A 22481-nucleotide genomic window follows, 5' to 3' on the forward strand; every position below is an offset into this window, starting at 1 on the left:
GTAATGGATACATCCAGACTAAAAAAATTCGCTCAATTTGCGCGTAGAAGCCTGATTGAACAAGTACAAACTAAACTAAAACTTGTTCTTGCAGAAGGTAGCTTAGCTCGTCGTGAGTCACCGAAAGCAGTTAAAGAATTAGAGAATAAAAAGCAAGAGCTAGGTGAAGAACAGCTTCTTGAGCAGGTAGCTTACACCTGGTTCAACCGTTTCTGTGCACTTCGGTTTATGGATGCAAATCAGTACAACCGTATTATGGTGGTTTCGCCTGTCGCTGGGCAGTTCCAGCCTGAGATCTTAGCTGAAGCAAAAGCCGGTCACCTAGATGACGGTATTTTCAATGAAAAAGCACGCGATGAAATCAATGGCCTATTAAATGGATCTATTCCGAGCCGTGATGGTCAGTCAGAAGCCTACCGATTAATGATTGTTGCTGTATGTAACGATTATCACCGTCTGATGCCGTATCTATTTGAACGTATTGAAGACTATACAGAATTGCTGATGCCTGATGATTTGTTATCGGGTAACTCGATTTTGGCGTATACCCGTGAGGCAATGACACCTGAAAACTGTGAATCAGTTGAATCGATTGGTTGGTTATACCAGTTCTATATTTCTGAGAAGAAAGACCAAGTTTTTGAAGGTCTAAAGAAAAATAAAAAGATTACGCCAGAAAATATTCCGGCAGCGACTCAATTATTTACCCCACACTGGATCGTTAGGTACTTGGTGGAAAACTCTCTCGGTCGCTTATGGATGTTAAATAATCCTAGCTCTAAGGTAGTTGAGCAGATGGATTACTACATCAAACCTGTTGAGGAAGAGAAAGACTACTTAAAAGTCTCTAGTCCGGAAGAGTTAAAGATCTGCGACCCAGCATGTGGCTCCGGTCATATGCTGACTTACGCCTATGATTTGCTCTATGCAATTTATTTGGATGCGGGTTATGACTCGTCAGAGATCCCTGAGAAAATCTTAACCCATAACTTATACGGTATCGAGATTGATGAGCGAGCAGCTGAGCTGGCAGCTTTTGCGTTAAGCATGAAAGCGCTTAAAGGTAATCCTTTAGATGAAGGCAATAATCGCCGTCGTTTTTTCCGAAACCCAATTGAGCCTAATATTTGTCATATTCAAAATATTTCGTTCTCTGGAATTGAACTTGATGAGTATTTTGAGTTTGTCGGAGTAGATCTGTTTACTAAAAACTTAAGAGCGACGCTTAAAGAGTTTGAAGAGGCCGATAATTTCGGTTCCTTAATTCAGCCAACTTTGAAAAATCCAGCGGATATTTTAGCGATGTTGGACTCTAAAGATGTCTCAGGACAACTCTTTTTAGCGGATACGCATAAATCAGTATTGAAAGCACTCAAACAAGCTGATTATTTGAGTCAAAAATATCAGATAGTTATTGCTAATCCTCCATACATGGGGAATCGAGGAATGAATCCTCGTTTGTCAAAATGGGCAACAGACAACTACCCGAAGACCAAGTCAGATCTTTTTTCTATGTTTATCGAACGCAACCTGAAACTAACAGTTTCTCGTGGTTACTCAGCTATGATAAATATGCAAAGTTGGATGTTTTTAGCTTCGTATGAAAAACTTAGGAACTATTTGCTTCGCCAAACAACAATCTCATCTATGATCCACCTAGGAACACGTGCATTCGGTAGTATTGGAGGGGAAGTAGTTTCGACTACTGCGTACGTTATCGAAAATATATCCAATAGAGATAAACTGGCCACCTATATTAATTTGGTTAGTGGTAAGTCAGAGGCTGCAAAAGACAATACATTACTTGAAGTTATAGCTAACCCAGATAGCAAATTGCGCATTGAAAAAAAATCCGGAGACTACTTGGCTATACCAGGAACTCCGTTGGCGTATTGGGCTTCAAAAAGCTTACTTAATGCATTTAAATCGGGTGTTCGTTTAGGGGATAATTTAGATACTGCACAGGGTATGAAAACACTCGACAATGATAGATTCATTCGGTTTTGGCATGAGGTATCTAAATACTCTATAAGTAAGGATTCGTCAGATAACAAGTGGTATCCAATCAATCATGGAGGGGGGTACCGGAAGTGGTTTGGATTTAATGATTGTGTGCTTAATTGGCAAGATGACGGATATGATATCAAATCATTTGCCAAAAAGAAGTACAACTCGATTACTCGTACCGTAACAGGTATGGGACATTATTTTAAGCCGGGGATAACGTGGAGTGCTATCTCGACTGGCTCAATCAGTGTTCGAAAGTTTGGTAAGGGGACTTTGTTTACCAATGCTGGGATGTGTGCATTCGGTAGTGAGTCTGAGCAATTAGTGTCTATGGCTTTACTCAACTCAAAAGTAGGAAGTGAATTTCTAAAAATATTAGCACCATCTGTTAATTTCGGGCCAAATCAAATCAGTGAAGTTAGGGTTATGTGCAACATTGAATCTCGTGAGAGAGTTTTGGACCTTGCCAATAAAGCAATCACTATTGCAAAAAATGATTGGGACCAAAATGAGTTATCACGCGACTTTACAAAACATGGTCTAATTGAAAGAGAAAGCGGATTAATTAGCGATGCGTACATTCAGCTTTCCAAGTTGTGGAACACATCGGTATGTGATTTGAAGAATATAGAGGAGGAAATCAATAGAATCTTTATTGAAAACTATAATCTTACTGAAGAGATCACTAACAGCATTCCAACAGAAGCTATCACTTTAAGTTGCAATCCATTTTATCGTTATAGTGGAACCATTCAGGATCAATCTTGTGCTGAGAATACCTTAAAAACAGATACGGTAAAAGACTTTGTGTCATATGGGGTTGGCTGTATTTTTGGAAGGTATTCAATTGATAAAGAAGGTCTGATTTTAGCTAATAAAGGCGATTCTTTAGAAACTTATATAGATAAAGTACCACAACCATCTTTTATGCTTGATAAAGATAATGTCGTTCCACTCATCGATTTTGAAGGTGATTGGTTTGAAGACGATATTACTGAATGTTTTAAGCAGTTCTTAAAAGTTACGTTTGGAGAAGATCACTTCAGTGAAAACTTAGCGTTTATTGAAGCTGCTATCGGTAAGGATATTAAGAAATATTTTGTGAAAGATTTCTATACCGAACATGTTAAACGCTACAAGAAGCGCCCAATATACTGGATGTTCTCTAGCCCTAAAGGTTCGTTTAATGCGCTGATCTATATGCATCGCTATAATAAAGATACTGTGGACGTTGTGCTGAACAACTACTTGCGAGAGTTCCGTACCAAACTGTTAGCGCGTAAAGAAAGCCAAGAGCAAACTGAAATCAGCGTATCAGCAAGCCAGAAAGATAAAACACAAGCAATCAAGACAATTGCGAAGATAAATAAGGTTCTTGATGAAATCAATGACTATGAGCACGATGTGCTCTACCCACTGGCGGGCGAGAAAGTTGAAATAGACTTAGATGATGGTGTGAAGCACAATTACCCGCTGTTTGGCAAAGCACTTAAAAAAGTACCGGGGTTATCGTAAGGCATCTCATGACAACAAGAATTACAGTCGCACTTAAACGTTTGTTCGAAAAAAATCGTGTCGTATTTTGGTACGACGACAAACGAGAGCTACGTGCGGATTTTGAGATCTTAAAGATTGAAAATGTTGAAAAAATTGAAATCGAGAATAACGAGTTTTCTATTAAATATAGGCTGTTGCGTGAACAGCCTAAAGCTAACTTCTTGCTGTATAAAGAAGATAAGCAGCCAGAACCGCTCAAGAACTGGTTATACGATATAGAGCTAGCGAATGCGGTGTTCGAAACTGATCAATCGGCTATCTGGCTGAGTGAGCTGGATTTGCCTGGTGAGTTTTCCGAGTTGGTAGAAAAGCACGCTAAGTTTTTTGAGCCGCAAGGAGATGATGAGACTGCTCGCTCACTATCTGAATCGCGCAAGAGTATATTGAAGAGTTTGCTTGATACTGATGACACCATTAGCCAGGTAAGGCTAAAAATGTTAGCAGTAGCGGCTGGCGCGAAGCAAAAAGGTGATGCTCGCTTAGATGTGATTTTGGAGCTGCTGATGGCTGATCAAGCTGTCGGTGACGTGTATTCTTTTGTTGTGAGCTGCAATCTCCAAGAGTTCTTATGGCAACAGGTAGCCATTCAATACGGTTACCAAAGTGACACACCGTCAGTTATGGATTTTGTTTTTGAACTGTTTAAGTTTAGTTATCTTGCAGAGCTATCAACAGGCTTACAAGGTGTCAGCTTAGATGCTGAAGCTTCACAGAAGCAAAACATGACCAACAACTCTCTGGTATTTTTCAAGCGCTGGAAGGACAGTCGTACGCATCAAAACACGTTTGAAAGTCTATCGAAGAAATGTGCTTCAGATTTAGACATCGAAAGTGATTTAAATCAACGTTCTTTGAAAGAGGTTCTGGAGCTTGACTATTTCGAACTAATAGACGTCAAAGTTATTCATGATCTCGTACATGGCGTTGCTCAGCGTACATACTCTCAAGGTGAGGTTACTCTTTGGTGCCGACAAAGAAGACAAGGGCATTGGTATAAAAAATATGAGCTTCTCTATGAAGCTGTAGATGTCGCCAGTCAGTTTTTCGCACTACTAGATACTGTTCAATTTGATATGCCCGACGCTTCCCAAGCGGTTAAGCGATACACAAGGCAATGGTTCAAGCTTGATCAGTTGTATCGACAGTATATTTATGCGCTGAAAGTCTCTTCACAACACTCGTTGCTAGACACGTTAACAAAACAGATTGAGAACCTATATATCAATAATTATGTCCAGCCACTTACTAATGCATGGCAGGCTCATGTTGATGCTATGACCGCATGGAAGGTCACCGATATTGAACCGCAAAATCGCTTTTTTAAGAAGTATGTAGAGGGGCAGTATTTAGCTAAGAAGAAAAAGGTCTGCGTCATTATTTCTGATGCGTTCCGTTTCGAAGCTGGTGATGAAATGGTAAGTCGTATAAGACAAGAAGATCGTTTTGAAGCAAAGTTGGATCATGCGTTATCTTCAATGCCAAGCTATACCCAACTGGGAATGGCTTCTCTATTGCCGCAATCGAAAGAGTATCCGTTACAGTTGGCTGACAACAAAACGGGCACAGTGCTGATGGGGGCTTTATCTACACAAGGTACTGATAATAGAGAAAAAATCTTAAAAGCTATTATTGGCGAACGAGCGAGTGCGGTCAAAGCTAAAGATCTTATTGAAAACACACAAGCTCACAACCGAGAGCTGCTCAAGGCTAATGATGTTCTGTATATTTATCATAACCGTATAGATCATACGGGTGACAAAATGCAGTCTGAAGGGGAAGCGTTTGAAGCGACCGAGAAAACTTTCGACGATCTCATGAAGCTTGTTAAGAAACTCACTAATGCTAATGCGAATAATATTATTATTACCGCTGATCATGGCTTTATTTATCAAAACAGCGTTCTAGAAGACAGTGATTATCTTGTAAAAGATGTTGAAGGTGAGATTTTATACAACGATAGACGCTTTGTTTTAGGTAAGGGCTTAATTTGCGGTAAATCACTAAAAGCCTTTAGTAACGATGGCCTTGGTGTTGTTGGTGATGTTCATGCTGTTGTGCCGAAGGGTATTCAGCGCTTGCGATTGAGTGGCTCTGGTAGTCGTTTTGTGCATGGTGGGGCCTCTCTCCAAGAAGTGATCATTCCAATCATTAGTATCAATAAAAAGCGTTCTAGTGATATTAGAATGGTTGAGGTTGACGTGATTAGAAGTGGCTCAAGTGTTATCACTAGTGGGCAGATAACCGTAACCTTGTATCAAGAAGAAGCAGTAACTGAAAAAATACAACCAAGAGCACTGCGGTTGGGCATCTACACGGAATCGGGCACGCTTATTTCTGACTGTCACACTGTCGACTTAGATTTGACTTCAGAGAATCCGCGAGAGCGTGAAATGAAATTACGTTTCTTGCTGAATCAAGAGGCTGACTCTGCTAACAATCAAGAGGTTATTCTTCGGCTAGAAGAGACGGTTGTAGGTACCAATCAATTCAAGTCTTACAAAGAACTGCGATATACCATTCGTCGTTCCTTTACGTCAGATTTTGATTTTTAGAAAGATTAATACACAGTTTCCAGCTGACAGGGATGTTGGTCAAGAAAACGCTAGGGTGAGTATATGAGTGAGCTTAACCAGAAAATTTGTGATGAATTTGCAGGCCTCGTTGTTAGGAAAGACCTAGTAAAAACGGTCAAAGGCAATGCGATTGTCCCATCGTATGTTTTGGAGTATTTGCTAGGGCAGTACTGCGCAACGAATGATGAAGCGAGCATAGAGTCTGGCATTCAAACAGTTAAAGAAATCCTCGCTAAGCACTATGTTCACCGAAATGAAGCTGGGTTAGTGCGTTCAACTATTCGAGAAAAAGGCCGACATAAAATCATCGATAAGGTCAGCGTATCCTTAAACGATAAGAAAGATGTATATGAAACTGAGTTTTCAAATCTTGGAATTAAGAAAGTTCTGATTGATTCAGGGACGGTAAAGAAACACCCTAAATTACTGGTTGGTGGTGTATGGGTAATTGCTGATATTGAGTACGATCATACTGATGACAAAGACGCTAGTCCGTGGTTGTTAAGTACGATAAAGCCGATCCAGATGTCGCACTTCGATTATGAAGGTTACATTGCTTCTCGTAACAAGTTTAATCTTGATGAGTGGATTGATGTTTTAGTGCAAAGCATAGGGTTCAACCCAGATTTCTTTGGCCGAAGAAGCAAGTTGATGCAGTTAGTTCGTTTGATTCCATTCTGTGAGAGAAACTATAACCTTATCGAGTTAGGTCCAAAAGGAACAGGTAAATCACATATCTACTCAGAGTTTTCACCTCACGGTATTTTGATTTCTGGTGGTGAAGTTACTGTACCTAAGTTATTCGTAAACAATTCCAGCGGCAAGCTAGGGCTAGTCGGTTATTGGGACACCGTTGCCTTTGACGAATTCGCAGGTAAGCAGAAGCGAGTCGATAAAGCCCTTGTCGATATCATGAAAAACTACATGGCGAACAAATCGTTCTCTCGAGGTGTTGAAACTCTTGGCGCAGATGCCTCAATGGCTTTTGTCGGAAACACAGAGCATAGTTTGCCTTATATGCTAAAGCACTCTGATCTGTTTGATGCGCTGCCAGAGAAGTTTTATGACTCAGCGTTCTTAGATCGTTTACATTTCTACATCCCAGGCTGGGAAGTGGACATTATTCGTGGAGAAATGTTCTCGGATGGTTATGGCTTTGTAGTAGATTACCTTGCAGAAGTACTTCGTCATTTGAGAAATCAAGATTACTCAGATCAATACCAAGAATATTTCCGGTTGTCGTCACAGATATCCACTCGAGATCGAGATGCAATCCACAAGACGTTTAGCGGATTAATGAAGATCTTGTTTCCTCAAGGTGGGGCGAGTGAAGCTGAAATAGAAGAGATCCTGAAGTTCGCGATGGAAGGTCGTAAGCGAGTTAAAGATCAGCTATTTAGAATCGATAGTACATATGCGGATGTTAACTTCGCCTATAGTGGCAAAGCCGGTAAAGAAGTTCCCGTTCAAACTTTGGAAGAGCTGCAATATCCTAACTATTTCAACAAAACTGTTGGTGACGTCGATGATATTGGCATGCCCGAACCAGAAGTTGCTTCAGTGCAGCCTAATAGTGAAAGTTCTAATCCAAGCTCAGAGGGTGCTAGAGATAAAGAGCTTAAAGAGCAGCACCTAACGTTTGCAGAGAATCAACGAGGTGTGAGTTATGACGGTTTGATAGGTCCTTATCTGAAAGGTGCTAAGCATATTACCATCACTGATCCATATATTCGTTTGTTCTACCAAGCAAAGAACCTGATGGAGCTGTTAGAAACGGTTGTTAAACAAAAACAAGAAGAAGACGAGATTGTTGTTAGCTTGATAACTGTTGAAGATGAGTTCAAAGGTGAGCAACAACGTGAATATTTTGAGAAGATTCAGGCATCGCTATTTGCTGTTGGTGTTAAGTTTGCTTATTCATTTGATACAACGGGTAGTCAGCATGCAAGGCACATCATTACTGATACCGGGTGGAAAATTTCACTAGATCGAGGCTTAGATATTTACCAACAGTACGATGTAAATGATGCTTTTAATTTAACAAATAGATTGCAACCATACCGTGCATGTAAAGCATTTGAAGTTACTTATATAAAACAATATGTGTAATTAATAAGAACTGATAAAAAATTGGAGCTTAATTTACGCGGACTTTCGAGTTCCAAGGTTATCTCCGTTGTATGATGTGGTCTTTACTACGCCTTATATTAATGGTGATGGTCTCGCTTTAAATATGGCGAATACTAAAAACTGGAAAGAGATGAATTTCAGTCATTTTGAACATTGGGCCAAGAAGGTTGGAGTACCTTGGCCGGCTATTCGTGCTCATTTGTTGGATGTTTTAGAAAAAGCACGTCAGTTATGGCCTGAAATGCTGAAGGATCTACCTATGCTAGAAGAGCACAAGGCATTATTAATTAAGCACTGGACTACAATGCATCAAGATTTCCAGATTAATACTTAAACAAAATTGAGTCGGATTATTTATCGTAATCATACTTTACAAGATGTGGTTTCTGTTCAGCCCTTTCATAAGTTCATGATGTTTCATCTGTAAAAATTAATCAGGATCTCGATATAGAGGTTGGGATTAGCTTGGATGCAATCATTGAAGGATACCTGCCTTGTTTTTTATTTTTGTCATTATCGTAACAATTTATGCCATTTCATATATTTATTAGCTATTATAGTGGCAATTATCTCTGTCATCCGTCTTGGATTTTTATCTCATCTGTTTTAATAAATCAATGACTACCATCACTCATTTTTTTGCTACAATAGTGGCAGTAATTTCGAGTTTTGTACTATTGTCGTTACAGTAGTAGCAACTTCTGAGGCATCTATGTTATCTCTTTATACCGCTTATGATCTGCAAATGGAGCTCAAAGAATTTATTAAGTCCGCTCGGAAAAAAGATAAGCTCAGTGTTCAGAAAATGGCTGACCTCTCTGGCGTGCCTTACGCAACGATCCGAAAGTTTGAGTCAACGGGCAATATTTCATTACGTCAATTCCTCATGCTTTATGAGACAGTAGGTGACTTGAAAAAAGTCAAAGAGCTGACACAGCCGTCTGAGCCTGAATTTAAATCAATAGAGGATGTGCTCAAACATGCTTAAATCAGCCCTGACCGTAAAACGAACGCTTAGCACTGGTGAAAAGGTACTTGTCGGCAAGCTCGTTGAAAATAGTAAGCAAAGCTTTTTTCAATTTGATGAGGCTTATTTGAGTGATCACCCAACCTCTCTGGCTCCTTTCAATTTAGAGGCGGATACAAGCCTGCAAGTTGCCCCTAAAGAACCGCATTACGGTATTCATGGGGTGTTTGGCGATAGTCTTCCAGATGGTTGGGGCCTTTACCTGATGGATCGTGTATTTAGACAGAATGGTCATAATCCCAAGGAAGTCACTGCCTTAGAGCGTTTAGCTTATCTAGGTGACAGATGTATGGGGGCGCTGACTTACGAGCCAGAATTAGATCTAGTTGATGAGTCCAAGGAATCGGTTGATATCATTACTCTTGGTCGAGCTGCAATTGAAGAGTTTGAAGGCACCGAGTCTGCTTTGCTTGAGCATTTGATGAATACAGGGGGATCGGGTGGTGCAAGGCCCAAAATGAACGTAACGCGTTTATCAAATGGGCAATATTCCACACTAGGTGAGGCACAAGGAACCAAGCTCATCGTAAAGCTGACATCTGAAAAGTTTGACTTGAAGCACTCAGAATCATTAGTCGAATATTGCTACATGCAAATGGCCCGCAATGTTGGTATTGAAGTTCCTAACTTTGATTTAATTGATGCGGGTAATGGACGGTTTTGGCTAGAGCAGGAACGATTTGATTGCACTGAACAAGGCGGTCGGCTCCATATGATTTCTGCGTGTGGGCTATTAGATGCACCTTTTCGAGAGCCTTCTTTGGACTATGTGGATTTAGTTAAAGCTACGCGTATCATGTGTAGTGTCACTGAGTCACAGAAGCTCATTAAGCGTTGCATGTTTAATTACTTAACGGTTAACCAAGATGATCACAGTAAGAACTTCAGCTTCCTTGCTAGTGATACTGATAACTGGTCACTATCACCTTTTTACGACATTGTTTACAGCCCAAGCCCCTACAAAGAGCATATGACGGCATTTGGTGGGTATGGTCGAACCCCAAAGAACGTGCTGGACCAGTTAGCTGCTCAATCGGGGTTATCTTCGAAGAAAGCCATTATGGTTATGGCTGAAGAAATATTTGAAACAACACGCTCGTTTAGTTATGAAGCTAAACATTTAGGCTTGTCAGCTAATCTAATTAAGGAGATTGATAAAGATATGGTGGAAAAGTTTAATGCGCTGCAAGTGTAGAGTTGGACTTTTCTTTATTTATCAATTCTGTACGGTTTTAAGTGTGCTGTCTCACTCGCCACATTCAAGAAAAAGACGTCCTAGGACGTCTTTTTTATTATCTAAAATAATTAAAAATCGATGCCTTACATTAACTTCACATCTCTTAACGTCTTTTAAAATCCTAACTATCATGTAATACCAAAAGTAATACTTGGTTTTTCATTGTTTTGCCTAAGGTTTCGGTATTATTTGAGAGATGCGTATGGTGTATAAATTGACAGTGGCTCAAACAAAGCCAAAAATCTAAGATGATGGATGTATAAGTAATCGATAAAAAAGCCAGCATTGAAGTGCTGGCAATTATTGCTCATTAGATAGACGTGAGACTATTGTGTTATCGACGTTGACGCACAAGCTGATATTTACGTGTTAGATATTCTACTGGTACGCTCCAAATATGAACTAAACGGCAGAATGGGAATAACAAAAACATTGTCATACCCAGTACAATATGGACCCGGAATATGAACGCAACATCATCTAAGTGAGCTGAAGAATTTGCCCCAAATGTCATGACTGATTGTGCCCAACCTACTAATTTCATCATTTCGCTGCCATCTAAATGCTGAGCAGAGAACGGAATAGTCAGTACACCTAACATCGCTTGGATCACGAGTAGAGTTAGAATAGCAATATCAGAAAAGCTCGAAGTGGCTCGAACGCGCGAGTTAGTGATACGACGCTTAAGTAGCATAACGCCACCGGTTACCGTCATCAATCCACATGCGCCACCTGCAATCATGGCCAATTTTTGTTTAGCAGCAATGGTGATAAAAGGGGCGTACATCCAGTGTGGTGTTAGCATCCCCACAAAGTGACCAGCAAAAATCCCTAAGATACCCACATGAAATAAGTTTGAGGCGATACGCATATAACGTTTGTCATTGCGACTGGTAAGCATTTGGCTTGAACCAGCACGCCACGTGTATTGTGCATAGTCGTAACGGATCCAGCTGCCAATGAAAAATACAGCACTGGCGATATATGGATACACATCAAAAAAGAATGTATTTAGAAAACTCATAGTTGTCCTCCAGATGCTGAATTAGAAGTTGATGGTAATGAATCTAAGCTGACATATTGTGGTTGTACACTGCCAGCAAAACGTTTTTGGTGCATGTTTTGTTCAGCAGAGGCGCAACCTTCTTCGCCTAAGAACTTAATTTGTTCTTCTTCCCAAACTGCATCCAAAGCTTCTGGTGTATCGTCGCGTTGTTCTTTGTTTACATTATCAGTTAAGTGATCAGGACGAATTTTAGTGCCTGATAATTCAAGTAATAAAGTGAATAAATGTTGGTAAATACTGTTGCGTTTTTCTAAACGAGCGCCAAGGAGGGCGAGAATAGGGGCAATATCAGCAAGACCTTGAACTGCTTCTTCACGAGTTTGTGTGGCCAAGTATTCAAGGTATACAGGTAAGTAATCAGGTAACTCAATGCTTTGAATTTCTAATCCTGCTACTTTGTATTGTTCCATTAAATCGATCATGGCTTGGCCACGGTCTCTTGATTCACCATGTACGTGCTCAAACAATAATAATGATAATGAACGGCCACGATCGAATAGCTCAATGTAACTAGCTTGAGCATCCAGTAAATCTTTTTCACACAACTCTTCGATGAAAGTGTATAAACGACTCATTTGAGCTGGAGAGAGAAAAAGCATCTCTCCAATATCCTTCATCAACTCATCTTTATGTAACCAGATTTCACGATCTGGATACTCAAGTAACAGTGAAATGATTTTTAAGTTCTCCATTACTTCACTCCTTTGTTGTTCATATCAGAAGAATCCATAAATTGAACACTATTCTGAGGTGAAGTTTTTGGATCAATATTGATAGCATCAATGCGTTTACTATCAAATAGGTTAAACTTATTCTCACTTCCTCCACCATGGCAGCCATCACCAAAACTAAATCCACAGCTATTTTTTTGTGCATAGGCACCCGTATCATCAAGTGCACCAGGGAATGACTCTTTAGTCATTTCACGATGGCTTGCTGGGATCACAAAGCGATCTTCGTAGTTCGCTATAGCAAGGTAGCGATACATTTCTTTTGCTTGAGCTTCGGTTAGACCTGCTTCTTCAAGCGCAGAAGTATCAATTAAGCCTTCAACAGTCTCCGAACGTTTATAATGTCGCATGGCTAGCATACGTTTAAGTGCATTGAGTACAGGTTTCTCATCACCAGCAGTTAACAAGTTCGCTAGATATTTCACAGGGATACGTAAGCGTTCGATTTCGGGTAAAACACCATCACCATCCAGTACTCCTGCATCAGTTACCGCTTGTATTGGCGATAGTGGTGGTACATACCAAACCATTGGAAGAGTGCGATACTCTGGATGAAGTGGTAGTGCAAGCTTCCAATCAACCGCCATTTTATACACTGGTGACTTCTGTGCTGCTTCAATTGTGCTCATTGGAATACCTTGAGCAAGTGCCTCTTTAATGACCGCTGGATCATTCGGGTCGAGGAATACATCTAATTGTTCTTGATAAAGATCGGTAACGTTTTCTGTTGATGCTGCTTGTTCAATTTTATCGGCATCATAAAGCATCACCCCAAGATAGCGGATACGGCCTACACAGGTTTCGGAGCATACTGTTGGTTGACCTGCTTCAATTCGTGGGTAACAGAAAAGACATTTTTCAGACTTCCCTGATTTCCAATTGAAGTAGATTTTCTTATATGGGCAACCAGTTAAGCACATACGCCAGCCACGACATTTATCTTGGTCAATCAAGACAATGCCATCTTCTTCACGTTTGTAGATCGAGCCGCTTGGGCAAGTTGCAACACATGTTGGATTTAAGCAATGCTCACAGAGACGAGGCAAATACATCATGAAGGTGTTTTCGAATTCACCGACCATTTCTTTTTGTTTTTGCTCGAAACCAAAGGCATTCAAGTTGTAATCTTTTGAACGCTTAGAGTACTCACCACCTAAGATTTCTTCCCAGTTTGGACCATTTTCAATTTTGTCCATACGTTGACCTGTGATCAACGAACGTGGGCGTGCGATAGGCTGATGTTTACTTTCTTTAGCATTTTGTAGGTGCTCATAATCGAAGGTAAACGGTTCGTAGTAATCATCAATCGATGGCATGTCTGGGTTATTGAACAATTTTGACAATACGCCAATCTTGCTTCCCATCTTGGGCTCTAACTTGCCGCCGCTTTTGCTTATAGGGGATGCTTTACGGATCCAACCGCCTTTCCATTGATCCTGGTCTTCCCAGTTTGCAGGGTAGCCAACACCAGGTTTGCTTTCTACATTATTGAACCACGCATATTCCATACCTTCGCGGCTAGTCCATACGTTTTTACAAGTGACTGAACAGGTATGACAGCCAATACATTTGTCTAGGTTAAGCACCATGCCGACTTGAGAACGGATTTTCATGCTTATTTCTCCTGTCCAATTTTGGTTGAAGCGTGTGGAATTGCTTTTTCTTGATCGCAATCGTTATTTTCGTCGTCTAACCATTTCACGTCTTTCATCTTACGAACAACAACGAACTCATCGCGGTTAGAACCTACGGTGCCGTAGTAGTTAAAGCCGTAAGATTGCTGAGCATAACCACCAATCATATGGGTTGGTTTTGGTGTAATACGAGTAACGGAGTTATGAATACCACCACGTTGATGAGTGATTTCAGATCCTGGAATATTGACTAAGCGTTCCTGTGCGTGATACATCATCACCATGCCTTCAGGTACACGTTGGCTAACAACCGCACGGGCTGTTAACGCACCATTACTATTAAAAGCTTCAATCCAATCGTTATCTTCAATACCAAGTTGTTTCGCATCATCTTCACTCATCCACACAATTGGGCCACCACGAGAGAGTGTTAGCATCAATAGGTTTTCACTGTAAGTTGAGTGAATGCCCCATTTTTGGTGTGGCGTGATGAAGTTAAGTGCTTTTTCTGGGTTACCATTACTTTTTTTATTGATTTGACTTTGCACTGAACGTGTATCAACCGGTGGACGATATACCACTAAGCTTTCGCCAAAATCACGCATCCATTGGTGATCTTGATACAACTGTTGGCGACCTGATAGCGTACGCCATGGGATCAGTTCATGAACATTGGTATAACATGCGTTATAAGAGACGTGTTCATCTTCTAAACCAGACCATGTTGGGCTTGAGATGATCTTACGTGGCTGTGCCTGAATATCACGGAAGCGAATTTTTTCATCTTCTTTGTTGGTTGCAAGGTGAGTATGGTCGATCCCGGTTTTTTTACTTAATGCTCTCCAAGCCTTCACCGCTACCTGACCGTTAGTTTCTGGTGCAAGAGACAAGATAACTTCCGCTGCATCAATGGCACTTTCAATGATAGGACGTCCTTCTGCCGCACCGTCAGTTTTGGTGTAGTTGAGCTGTTTTAAGAAATCGACTTCTACTTGAGTATCCCAATTGATACCTTTACCACCATTACCTTGCTCATCTAAAATTGGACCAAGTGAGGTAAAACGTTCGTAGGTATTTGGGTAATCACGAACGACGGTTTTTAAATGTGGTGCAGTGATGCCAGGGATTAGGTCACATTCGCCTTTTTTCCAATCTCTTACATCAAACGGTTGAGCAATCTCAGCCTTTGAATCGTGTTGGATTGGTAGTGAAACAAGGTCGGTTTCAACACCTAAATGGCCAACACAGACTTCAGAGAATTTCTTGGCAATTCCCTTGTAGATTTCCCAGTCACTTTTTGCTTCCCAAGCAGGATCGACTGCCGCTGAAAGTGGATGAATGAATGGGTGCATGTCTGAGGTGTTCATGTCATCTTTTTCATACCAAGTGGCAGTAGGAAGTACGATGTCAGAAAATAAGCAGGTGCTCGACATACGGAAATCAAGGGTAACAACGAGATCTAGCTTGCCTTCTGTGCCGGTATCTTTCCACTCGATTTCTTCTGGTTTTACCTTACCTTGTTGGCCAAGATCTTTGCCTTGAACGCCATTTTCAGTACCTAATAAGTACTTCAGCATGTATTCGTGGCCTTTACCTGACGAACCTAATAGGTTTGAGCGCCAGATAAATAAGTTTCGAGGGTAGTGATCTTCTGGTTGCTCAGATGCAAACTTGATGCTGCCGTCTTTTAAATGTTTCACCATGTAATCTTCGGAGCTTAACCCCTCAGCTTCAGCTTTCTCCGCCACTTGTAGGGGGTTAATGTCGAATTGTGGAGAAGACGGTAGCCAGCCCATGCGCTCAGCTTTTACATTCATATCGAGCAAGCTTGCGCTATAGCGTGACTTATCGGCCAGTGGTGAGAGCAAATCGTTAGAATTCACGGTTTCATAACGCCATTGGCTTGAATGGTTGTAGAAGAAAGACGTACCATTCATATGACGAGGCGGTTTTTGCCAATCAAGACCAAAAGCAAGAGGCTGCCAACCAGTCTGAGGACGAAGTTTTTCTTGACCTACGTAGTGTGACCAACCACCACCACTTTGACCCACACAACCACAGAAAATCAACATGTTGATGATGCCACGGTAAGACATATCCATATGGAACCAGTGGTTTAATCCAGCCCCTACGATGACCATAGAACGGCCACGAGTTTTTTCTGCGTTTTCACCAAATTCACGAGCAATTTTGATGATTTCTTCTTGTTTAACACCAGTTACTTGCTCAGCCCATGCTGGAGAATAAGCTTTTACTTCGTCGTAACTAGAGGCACAATTTTCATCATTTAATCCACGATCAACACCGTAGTTTGCCATGGTTAAGTCATAAACACTGGTCACGAAAATATCGTTACCCTGTGCATTGGTAATACGCTTTGCTGGCAGGTTATGTTGAATAACATCATTTAGTGTAACGTTTTGGAAATGCTCACTTGGTAAACCACCAAAGTATGGAAAGCCAACACTGACTATTTCGTCGTGTGTATCAACAAGGCTTAAACGTAGGTTACGTTCGGTGCTGGTTTTGCCATCTTTTTGCTCAAGATTCCATTTACCATCTTCACCCCAGCGATAGCCAATTGAGCCTTGTGGTGCAATCAACTCACCTGTTTGGTCATCAATCGCGATGGTTTTCCATTCTGGATTGTTGTCTTGACCAAGATTATCAATGAGATCCGAGGCGCGTAATTGGCGACCTGGAACAAAAGTACCATCTTCACGTTTTTCCAACTCAACCAACATTGGCATATCAGTGTATTGTTGGGTGTAGTTTTTGAAATATTCAACTTGACGCTTAGTATGGAATTCAGAGAGTAAAACATGGCCCATAGCAAGAGCCATTGCGCTGTCAGTACCTTGTTTTGGATTCAACCAGTGGTCACACAGTTTTGCTACTTCAGCGTAATCAGGGGTGACGGCAACGGTTTTGGTGCCTTTGTAACGGACTTCGGTAAAGAAATGTGCATCAGGGGTACGGGTTTGAGGCACATTTGAACCCCAAGCAATGATATATGAAGAGTTATACCAATCGGCAGATTCTGGAACATCGGTTTGTTCGCCCCAAGTCATTGGAGAGGCAGGGGGTAAGTCACAATACCAATCGTAAAAGCTTAAGCAAGTTCCGCCGATAAGTGATAGATAACGAGCACCAGATGCATAAGACACCATAGACATGGCAGGAATGGGAGAAAACCCAGCGATACGATCTGGGCCGTGTTCTTTAGCTGTGTGAACGTTAGCTGCAGCAATTAACTCGTTCACATCTTCCCAGTTAGCTCGCACAAAACCACCACGACCACGAGCTTTTTTGTATTGCTTCATTTTCGCAGGTTCAGAGCTTATGGATTTCCAAGCGTCAACAGGATCATTATGTTGTTGCTTGGCCTCTTGCCATAATTTTAGCAAACGCTTACGTATCATTGGGTACTTTACGCGGTTAGCACTATAAAGATACCAAGAGTAGCTTGCACCACGAGGACAGCCACGGGGTTCATGGTTTGGAAGATCTGGACGAGTTCGTGGGTAGTCTGTTTGTTGTGTTTCCCAAGTCACTAGGCCATTTTTTACATAAATTTTCCAGCTGCAAGAGCCGGTACAGTTAACACCGTGAGTAGATCGAACAATCTTGTCGTGTTGCCAGCGACTACGATAGCCATTCTCCCAATCGCGATTGGTCTTTAATGTTTGGCCATGATCATTTGAAAAGGTTTCACCGAGCTGTTTAAAGTAACGAAACCGGTCAAGAAATTTGCTCATCCGGAGATCTCCTCATCAGGTTTTTCACCTGTAGTTATATGTATTTGTTTGTATTGACATTGGTCAGCCCGAGCAGAATAGGGTCCATAAAGTGGGGGAATATTGATTTTGATCAAGAAGCACTTCGTCCTAACGAGAGGTAAAAAAGTGTGATACCTCCAATTGGGTATCGTTGATGCTTTTATAATTTATTGTTTTATATGAATTATTTTTATTTGCAGAGGTGTTTTAAGTCGTGGTAGATAGAGGTGAACTATTGAGGGGTATAAGGAATTCAATGGGGTTTTTTAATGAACTGAGAATAAAAAAGCAGCCTGATTAATATATCCAAGCTGCAACTTTTTTACTTAATAATGGTATATGTGTGGTTATTTTCTCTCATAACGACCATATATTGCCCAAGTTAAAATGATACATACGATATAAAAGCCTAGAAACACTTTCATTGCGCCGAGAGGGGAGCCAGTAAGTGCCAAAGATGTCCCGAAAGCTTTAGGGATAAAGAAACCACCAATTGCACCTATTGCAGAAATAAACCCTAATGCTGCTGCGGAATCTTTAATGGCTCGTGCTTGTGCCTTTTCTTCATTGCCGCCATTTTCACGAAGCATTCTTTCTACGGTTAATTGCCTAAATACAACCGCAATCATTTGGAAGGTAGAGCCACTTCCTAAACCCGCTGTAGCAAATAACAACATGAAGCCAATAAAAAACAATGGGAAATTACCGTTGACCGATGCTTCTCCTGGTAAAAAATAGAAAATTGAAGCGGTAAATATAGCCATTAATATAAAGTTAACAGTAGTCACTTTTATTCCACCGAGCTTATCGGATAATGCGCCGCCTACAGGTCGCATCAATGCTCCTAATAGTGGGCCTAAAAATGCGATATGGATAATATCTACCGTTGGAAATTGAGTTTTGGTTAACATTGCAAAGCCAGCAGAAAAACCAATAAATGAACCAAAGGTCGATAAATATAAAAAACTTAGTACCCACATATGAGGCCGTTTTAATACTGGTAACTGATCCGATATTGATGCTTTCGCCGTGGCGAGATCATTCATACCAAACCATGCCGCTAATGTGGCGATAACGATAAACGGTACCCAAATCAACGGGGCATTAGCGAGCCAGAGCATACTACCGTCAGGTTGCAGAGAACCAGAAACAAAGAAACTAAAGATCCCCATAGAAACTGCAAGAGGCGCTAATAACTGCATCACACTCACACCAAGGTTGCCTAATCCACCATTAAGGCCGAGCGCACCACCTTGTTTATGCTTAGGAAAGAAAAAACTGATGTTGGACATACTAGAAGCAAAATTGCCACCGGCAAAACCACACAGTAGGGAAATAAAAATAAAAATAGAATAAGAGGTATTAGGGTTTTGAATCGCAATAGCTAACCAAATACAAGGTATTGCAAGAAATGCGGTAGTGAAGGCTGTCCAGCGACGGCCTCCCACAATTGGCACCATAAATGAATACGGAATCCGCATGATCGCACCGGAAACAGAAGGCAGTGCGGTTAATAGAAATAATTGGTCAGTGGTAAAATTAAACCCGACTTTATTTAGATTGACAGAAACAGTACTGAACATCATCCAAACGCAAAATGACAACAACAAGCAGGGAATCGAAATCCATAAATTCTTGCGTGCAATATGTTGTCCTTCTTGTTGCCAAAACATTGGATCCTCAGGAACCCAATGCGTTAAAACCTTGCTGATATTTTTATTCTTATGAATGGTTGATTCCATTTCCAAGTCCTTAGTTAGGGGGTGGGAACTTGGATTAGCTTTGAACTATTTTTGGCAGGGCTTTTTGACACATATCAATTGAATAGTGATTTTTGAGTGGTGCTACGATACAAGATGAACAATGTAGGTAGTCCTATTTTTTATAATATTATTATAAATATCAGTATCTTAATTTTCATATTAAAATATTTCAACTGAATGAGAAGGCACTTGGATATTAAGTGATACCTACAAATAGCTATATGGTTCTATGAGCAAAAGCATAGAATATCAATTCATTCTTTTGACAATGATAGCCATGATGCAATTTCAATATCAGAAATCGAAATTAAAACGAGGGGTGATTACTCGCCTTTGGAACCCTTTTTCTCTTGTCAGTAAAGTTTCAGCATCCATGCTAGTGATCACTGTGTGTGCGATTATTGGAATGTTGGTTTCTGCTTGGTTTGCAAATAGCATTCAAGGTAATGCTCATGCCATTAACCGAATTGGTTATATGAGAATGCAAAGTTTTGAGCTGCTTTCATTATTACCACTCAATCCACAGAAAGATAAAGTTTTATCCGCCATTGATAAAAGTAGCCATTCCCGATTTTTTGAAGACTATCTTCATCAAAGAGGGTTGTCTAGCGAGTATAAAAAGGTCCATACCTATTGGTTAGAAGCCGTAAAACCGAATCTACTGATAGCCAAAAATCCTGATGACGTAAGAGACATCGTTACTCAATATGTTGCTCAATTAGATCAATTGGTTTATTTGATCGATCAAGAAACCGAACATCGTTTATGGATTCTAAAATCACTACAAGCAACCTTTATTATTTTGTTAATTGTGATTTTATTTACCAACATCATTCATCTACGTCGTCGTATATTCCATCCTTGGCGTCAGCTATTAACCATGTCTTTTCACTTAAAAAATGGTCATTTACAATCTCGTTTTCCAGCGACCAATAAGAAAGATGAATTGCATCAGCTAGGCATTATGTTTAACAGCATGGCCGATAAACTAGAAAGTATGTATGCCAACTTAGAATCTTTGGTAGAAACAAAAACGCAGAGCCTAACTCATAAAAACATGTTGCTTGATTTCTTATATCGCTCAAGTGGCGTTCTTATCCTAGATAAAAATGAAAGATATTGTGCTCTATTTTCCCCGATCGTTTCTGAGCTTAAAGATATCACTGGTTATCAAAATATTACCCTAGAAATTGCCGATTATCATAAATCAGGAAATTGCCAAGTAGTTTCAACGGCACAATATCAGCGACCAGCTAACTGCTTAGATAACCACTGTGACGCTTGTTTTTACGCGATGCCTGATTCTCAAGAAGATGTAGGAGCGGTGAAAGTATGGGAATTAGAAGATGGACTGCGTAGCTACGGTAGATTAAAAATTGATTTCTTCTCTGGGCAAGTGACTTCCGAAGATGATTTACAATTAATTGATACTTTGAGTAAACAGATCACTCGTTCTTTAGCGTCGAAATACCAAGAGTATCTTAATAGTGAAGTCTTGTTGGCTAATGAAAGAGCGACCATTGCGCGTGAATTACATGATTCGATAGCACAATCGTTGTCTTGTCTGAAAATACGCCTAAGTTGTTTGCAGATGCAAAATACTCAGCTTTCCGATGAGCAAAAATATTTAGTTAAAGAAATGCGTCAAGAAGTGGATGCTGCCTATAGCCAACTTCGGCATCTGCTCACCACTTTTAGGTTGAAAGCTACGGAGCCCGGTCTACTTCCTGCATTAGAAAATACCATTGAAGAGTTTAATGAAAAACTCGGTTTATTAATTCAATTAAATTTTGATACACCAGCAAATAGTATTTCTGCTCATCAAGCGGTACATATTATCCATATTGTGCGAGAAGCGTTATCGAATATTTATAAACATGCTTATGCCACTGCTGTTGAAATTCATGCCAAATTTGATCCTATGGAACAGAAGGTATCTATTGCTGTTATTGATAATGGCTGTGGTATGAAAAGCATTAGTGAGCCTACCAATCACTATGGTTTAACGATCATGAGAGACCGAGCAAACTCACTACCAGGTACGATCAATATTGAATCTGAACGAGGCGTTGGCACCCGAATTGAGATTGAATTTTCACCCCAATAAAAAGGTATGACTATGGAATCACAACACACAGATAAGTCGACAATATTATTAATTGATGATCACCCAATGTTATGTGGTGGCGTGAAACATTTAATTGAAATGAATGGGTCGATGCAAGTGATTGCCGTGGCTCACACAGGGGTAGATGGCATTACATTAGCCAAAGAACATGATCCAGACCTTATTTTGTTAGATCTTAATATGCCGGAAATGAATGGTTTAGAGATTTTACGTGAGCTACGTAACTGTCACTTATCGAGCCGAGTTGTAGTGTTTACGGTATCCAATTATAAAGGTGATCTCACTAATGCAATCAAATTAGGTGCTGACGGTTATTTACTTAAAGATATGGAGCCAGAAGAATTGATCCAAGCGATAGAGCAAGCTTGTAACGGTCAGATGGTATTAAGTGATGATATGGCTCCACTTTTAATGGAAGCCTTACGTAGTAAAAAAGGCACTTCACGCGGTATTGATTGCCTAACTAAGCGTGAGCTTCAAACCTTAAAGTTAGTGGCAACTGGAATGACAAACAAGATGATTGCTCGCAAGCTGGATATCACAGAAGGAACAGTAAAAGTACATGTTAAAAGCTTGCTGAAAAAATTAAATTTACGTTCACGTGTAGAAATGGCAGTGTGGGTTCATGAAGAAAATATTTGTTAAACTTGAATAAATTCATTCAGCAATACTTGTAATAATATTTTTCGTTAAATATGAGGTTATCAATAAAATCATAATGTTATTTAATAAGGTATTATGTTTTATTCTTGCCACATTCTAAGCCCTAGCTGAAATTCTGGGGCTTTTTTGTTATGCAGGTCTCTACATTTTCTTTATCTTCCATCGCCATATCCAATTGAGTCATAT

Annotated in this window: 13 protein-coding genes; 8 read left to right on the forward strand and 5 right to left on the reverse strand. The window is 40.4% G+C overall.

Annotated features, from left to right (window positions below; genetic code table 11):
- Positions 1–3 precede the first annotated feature (3 nt).
- The 6 genes from pglX to QQJ93_RS14685 all read left to right on the forward strand — a co-directional run bounded on the left by pglX (position 4) and on the right by QQJ93_RS14685 (position 10489).
- Entirely contained in the window at positions 4–3522 is a 3519-nt protein-coding gene (gene pglX / locus QQJ93_RS14660) for a BREX-1 system adenine-specific DNA-methyltransferase PglX (RefSeq protein ID WP_089123108.1), read from the forward strand.
- Positions 3523–3530: 8 nt separating this feature from the next.
- A complete protein-coding gene (gene pglZ, locus QQJ93_RS14665; protein ID WP_089123107.1) occupies positions 3531–6116 on the forward strand; it encodes a BREX-1 system phosphatase PglZ type A in 2586 nt (861 codons plus the stop codon).
- Between the two features lie 63 nt (positions 6117–6179).
- Complete coding sequence (gene brxL / locus QQJ93_RS14670; RefSeq protein WP_089123106.1) at positions 6180–8246, forward strand: BREX system Lon protease-like protein BrxL; 2067 nt, start codon at positions 6180–6182, stop codon at positions 8244–8246.
- A gap of 13 nt (positions 8247–8259) precedes the next feature.
- Positions 8260–8601 carry a HipA domain-containing protein gene (locus QQJ93_RS14675; RefSeq protein ID WP_284186109.1) on the forward strand — a complete coding sequence of 114 codons (342 nt, stop codon included), beginning with the start codon at positions 8260–8262 and terminating at the stop codon, positions 8599–8601.
- A gap of 378 nt (positions 8602–8979) precedes the next feature.
- Positions 8980–9255, forward strand: a complete 276-nt coding sequence (locus tag QQJ93_RS14680; protein WP_089123104.1) for a helix-turn-helix domain-containing protein — start codon at positions 8980–8982, stop codon at positions 9253–9255.
- Positions 9248–10489 carry a type II toxin-antitoxin system HipA family toxin gene (locus QQJ93_RS14685; RefSeq protein ID WP_089123103.1) on the forward strand — a complete coding sequence of 414 codons (1242 nt, stop codon included), beginning with the start codon at positions 9248–9250 and terminating at the stop codon, positions 10487–10489. Before QQJ93_RS14680 ends, QQJ93_RS14685 begins: the two co-directional genes overlap by 8 nt.
- Positions 10490–10865: 376 nt before the next feature.
- On the opposite strand, the gene narI is transcribed toward QQJ93_RS14685, so the two are convergent.
- From narI to QQJ93_RS14710, 5 genes are all read right to left on the reverse strand, one after another.
- Positions 10866–11555, reverse strand: coding sequence for a respiratory nitrate reductase subunit gamma (gene narI / locus QQJ93_RS14690; RefSeq protein ID WP_089123102.1), 690 nt, complete (start codon positions 11553–11555; stop codon positions 10866–10868).
- Positions 11552–12289 carry a nitrate reductase molybdenum cofactor assembly chaperone gene (gene narJ, locus QQJ93_RS14695; RefSeq protein ID WP_089123101.1) on the reverse strand — a complete coding sequence of 246 codons (738 nt, stop codon included), beginning with the start codon at positions 12287–12289 and terminating at the stop codon, positions 11552–11554. The genes narI and narJ overlap by 4 nt, the downstream gene beginning before the upstream one ends.
- Complete coding sequence (gene narH / locus QQJ93_RS14700) at positions 12289–13941, reverse strand: nitrate reductase subunit beta (protein WP_089123100.1); 1653 nt, start codon at positions 13939–13941, stop codon at positions 12289–12291. Before narH ends, narJ begins: the two co-directional genes overlap by 1 nt.
- A 2-nt stretch (positions 13942–13943) precedes the next feature.
- Entirely contained in the window at positions 13944–17720 is a 3777-nt protein-coding gene (locus QQJ93_RS14705) for a nitrate reductase subunit alpha (RefSeq protein WP_089123099.1), read from the reverse strand.
- A 368-nt stretch (positions 17721–18088) separates the two neighbouring features.
- A complete protein-coding gene (locus tag QQJ93_RS14710; protein ID WP_089123098.1) occupies positions 18089–19483 on the reverse strand; it encodes a NarK family nitrate/nitrite MFS transporter in 1395 nt (464 codons plus the stop codon).
- A 298-nt stretch (positions 19484–19781) separates the two neighbouring features.
- On the opposite strand from QQJ93_RS14710, the gene narX reads away from it, so the two are divergent.
- Complete coding sequence (gene narX / locus QQJ93_RS14715) at positions 19782–21611, forward strand: nitrate/nitrite two-component system sensor histidine kinase NarX (protein ID WP_160117480.1); 1830 nt, start codon at positions 19782–19784, stop codon at positions 21609–21611.
- A 12-nt stretch (positions 21612–21623) separates the two neighbouring features.
- On the forward strand, positions 21624–22277 hold the full coding sequence (gene narL / locus QQJ93_RS14720; RefSeq protein WP_089123096.1) for a two-component system response regulator NarL: 654 nt from the start codon (positions 21624–21626) through the stop codon (positions 22275–22277).
- Positions 22278–22481: the final 204 nt, after the last annotated feature.

This window comes from Vibrio algivorus (assembly GCF_030161215.1).
GTDB classification, from domain to species: Bacteria; Pseudomonadota; Gammaproteobacteria; order Enterobacterales; family Vibrionaceae; genus Vibrio; species Vibrio algivorus.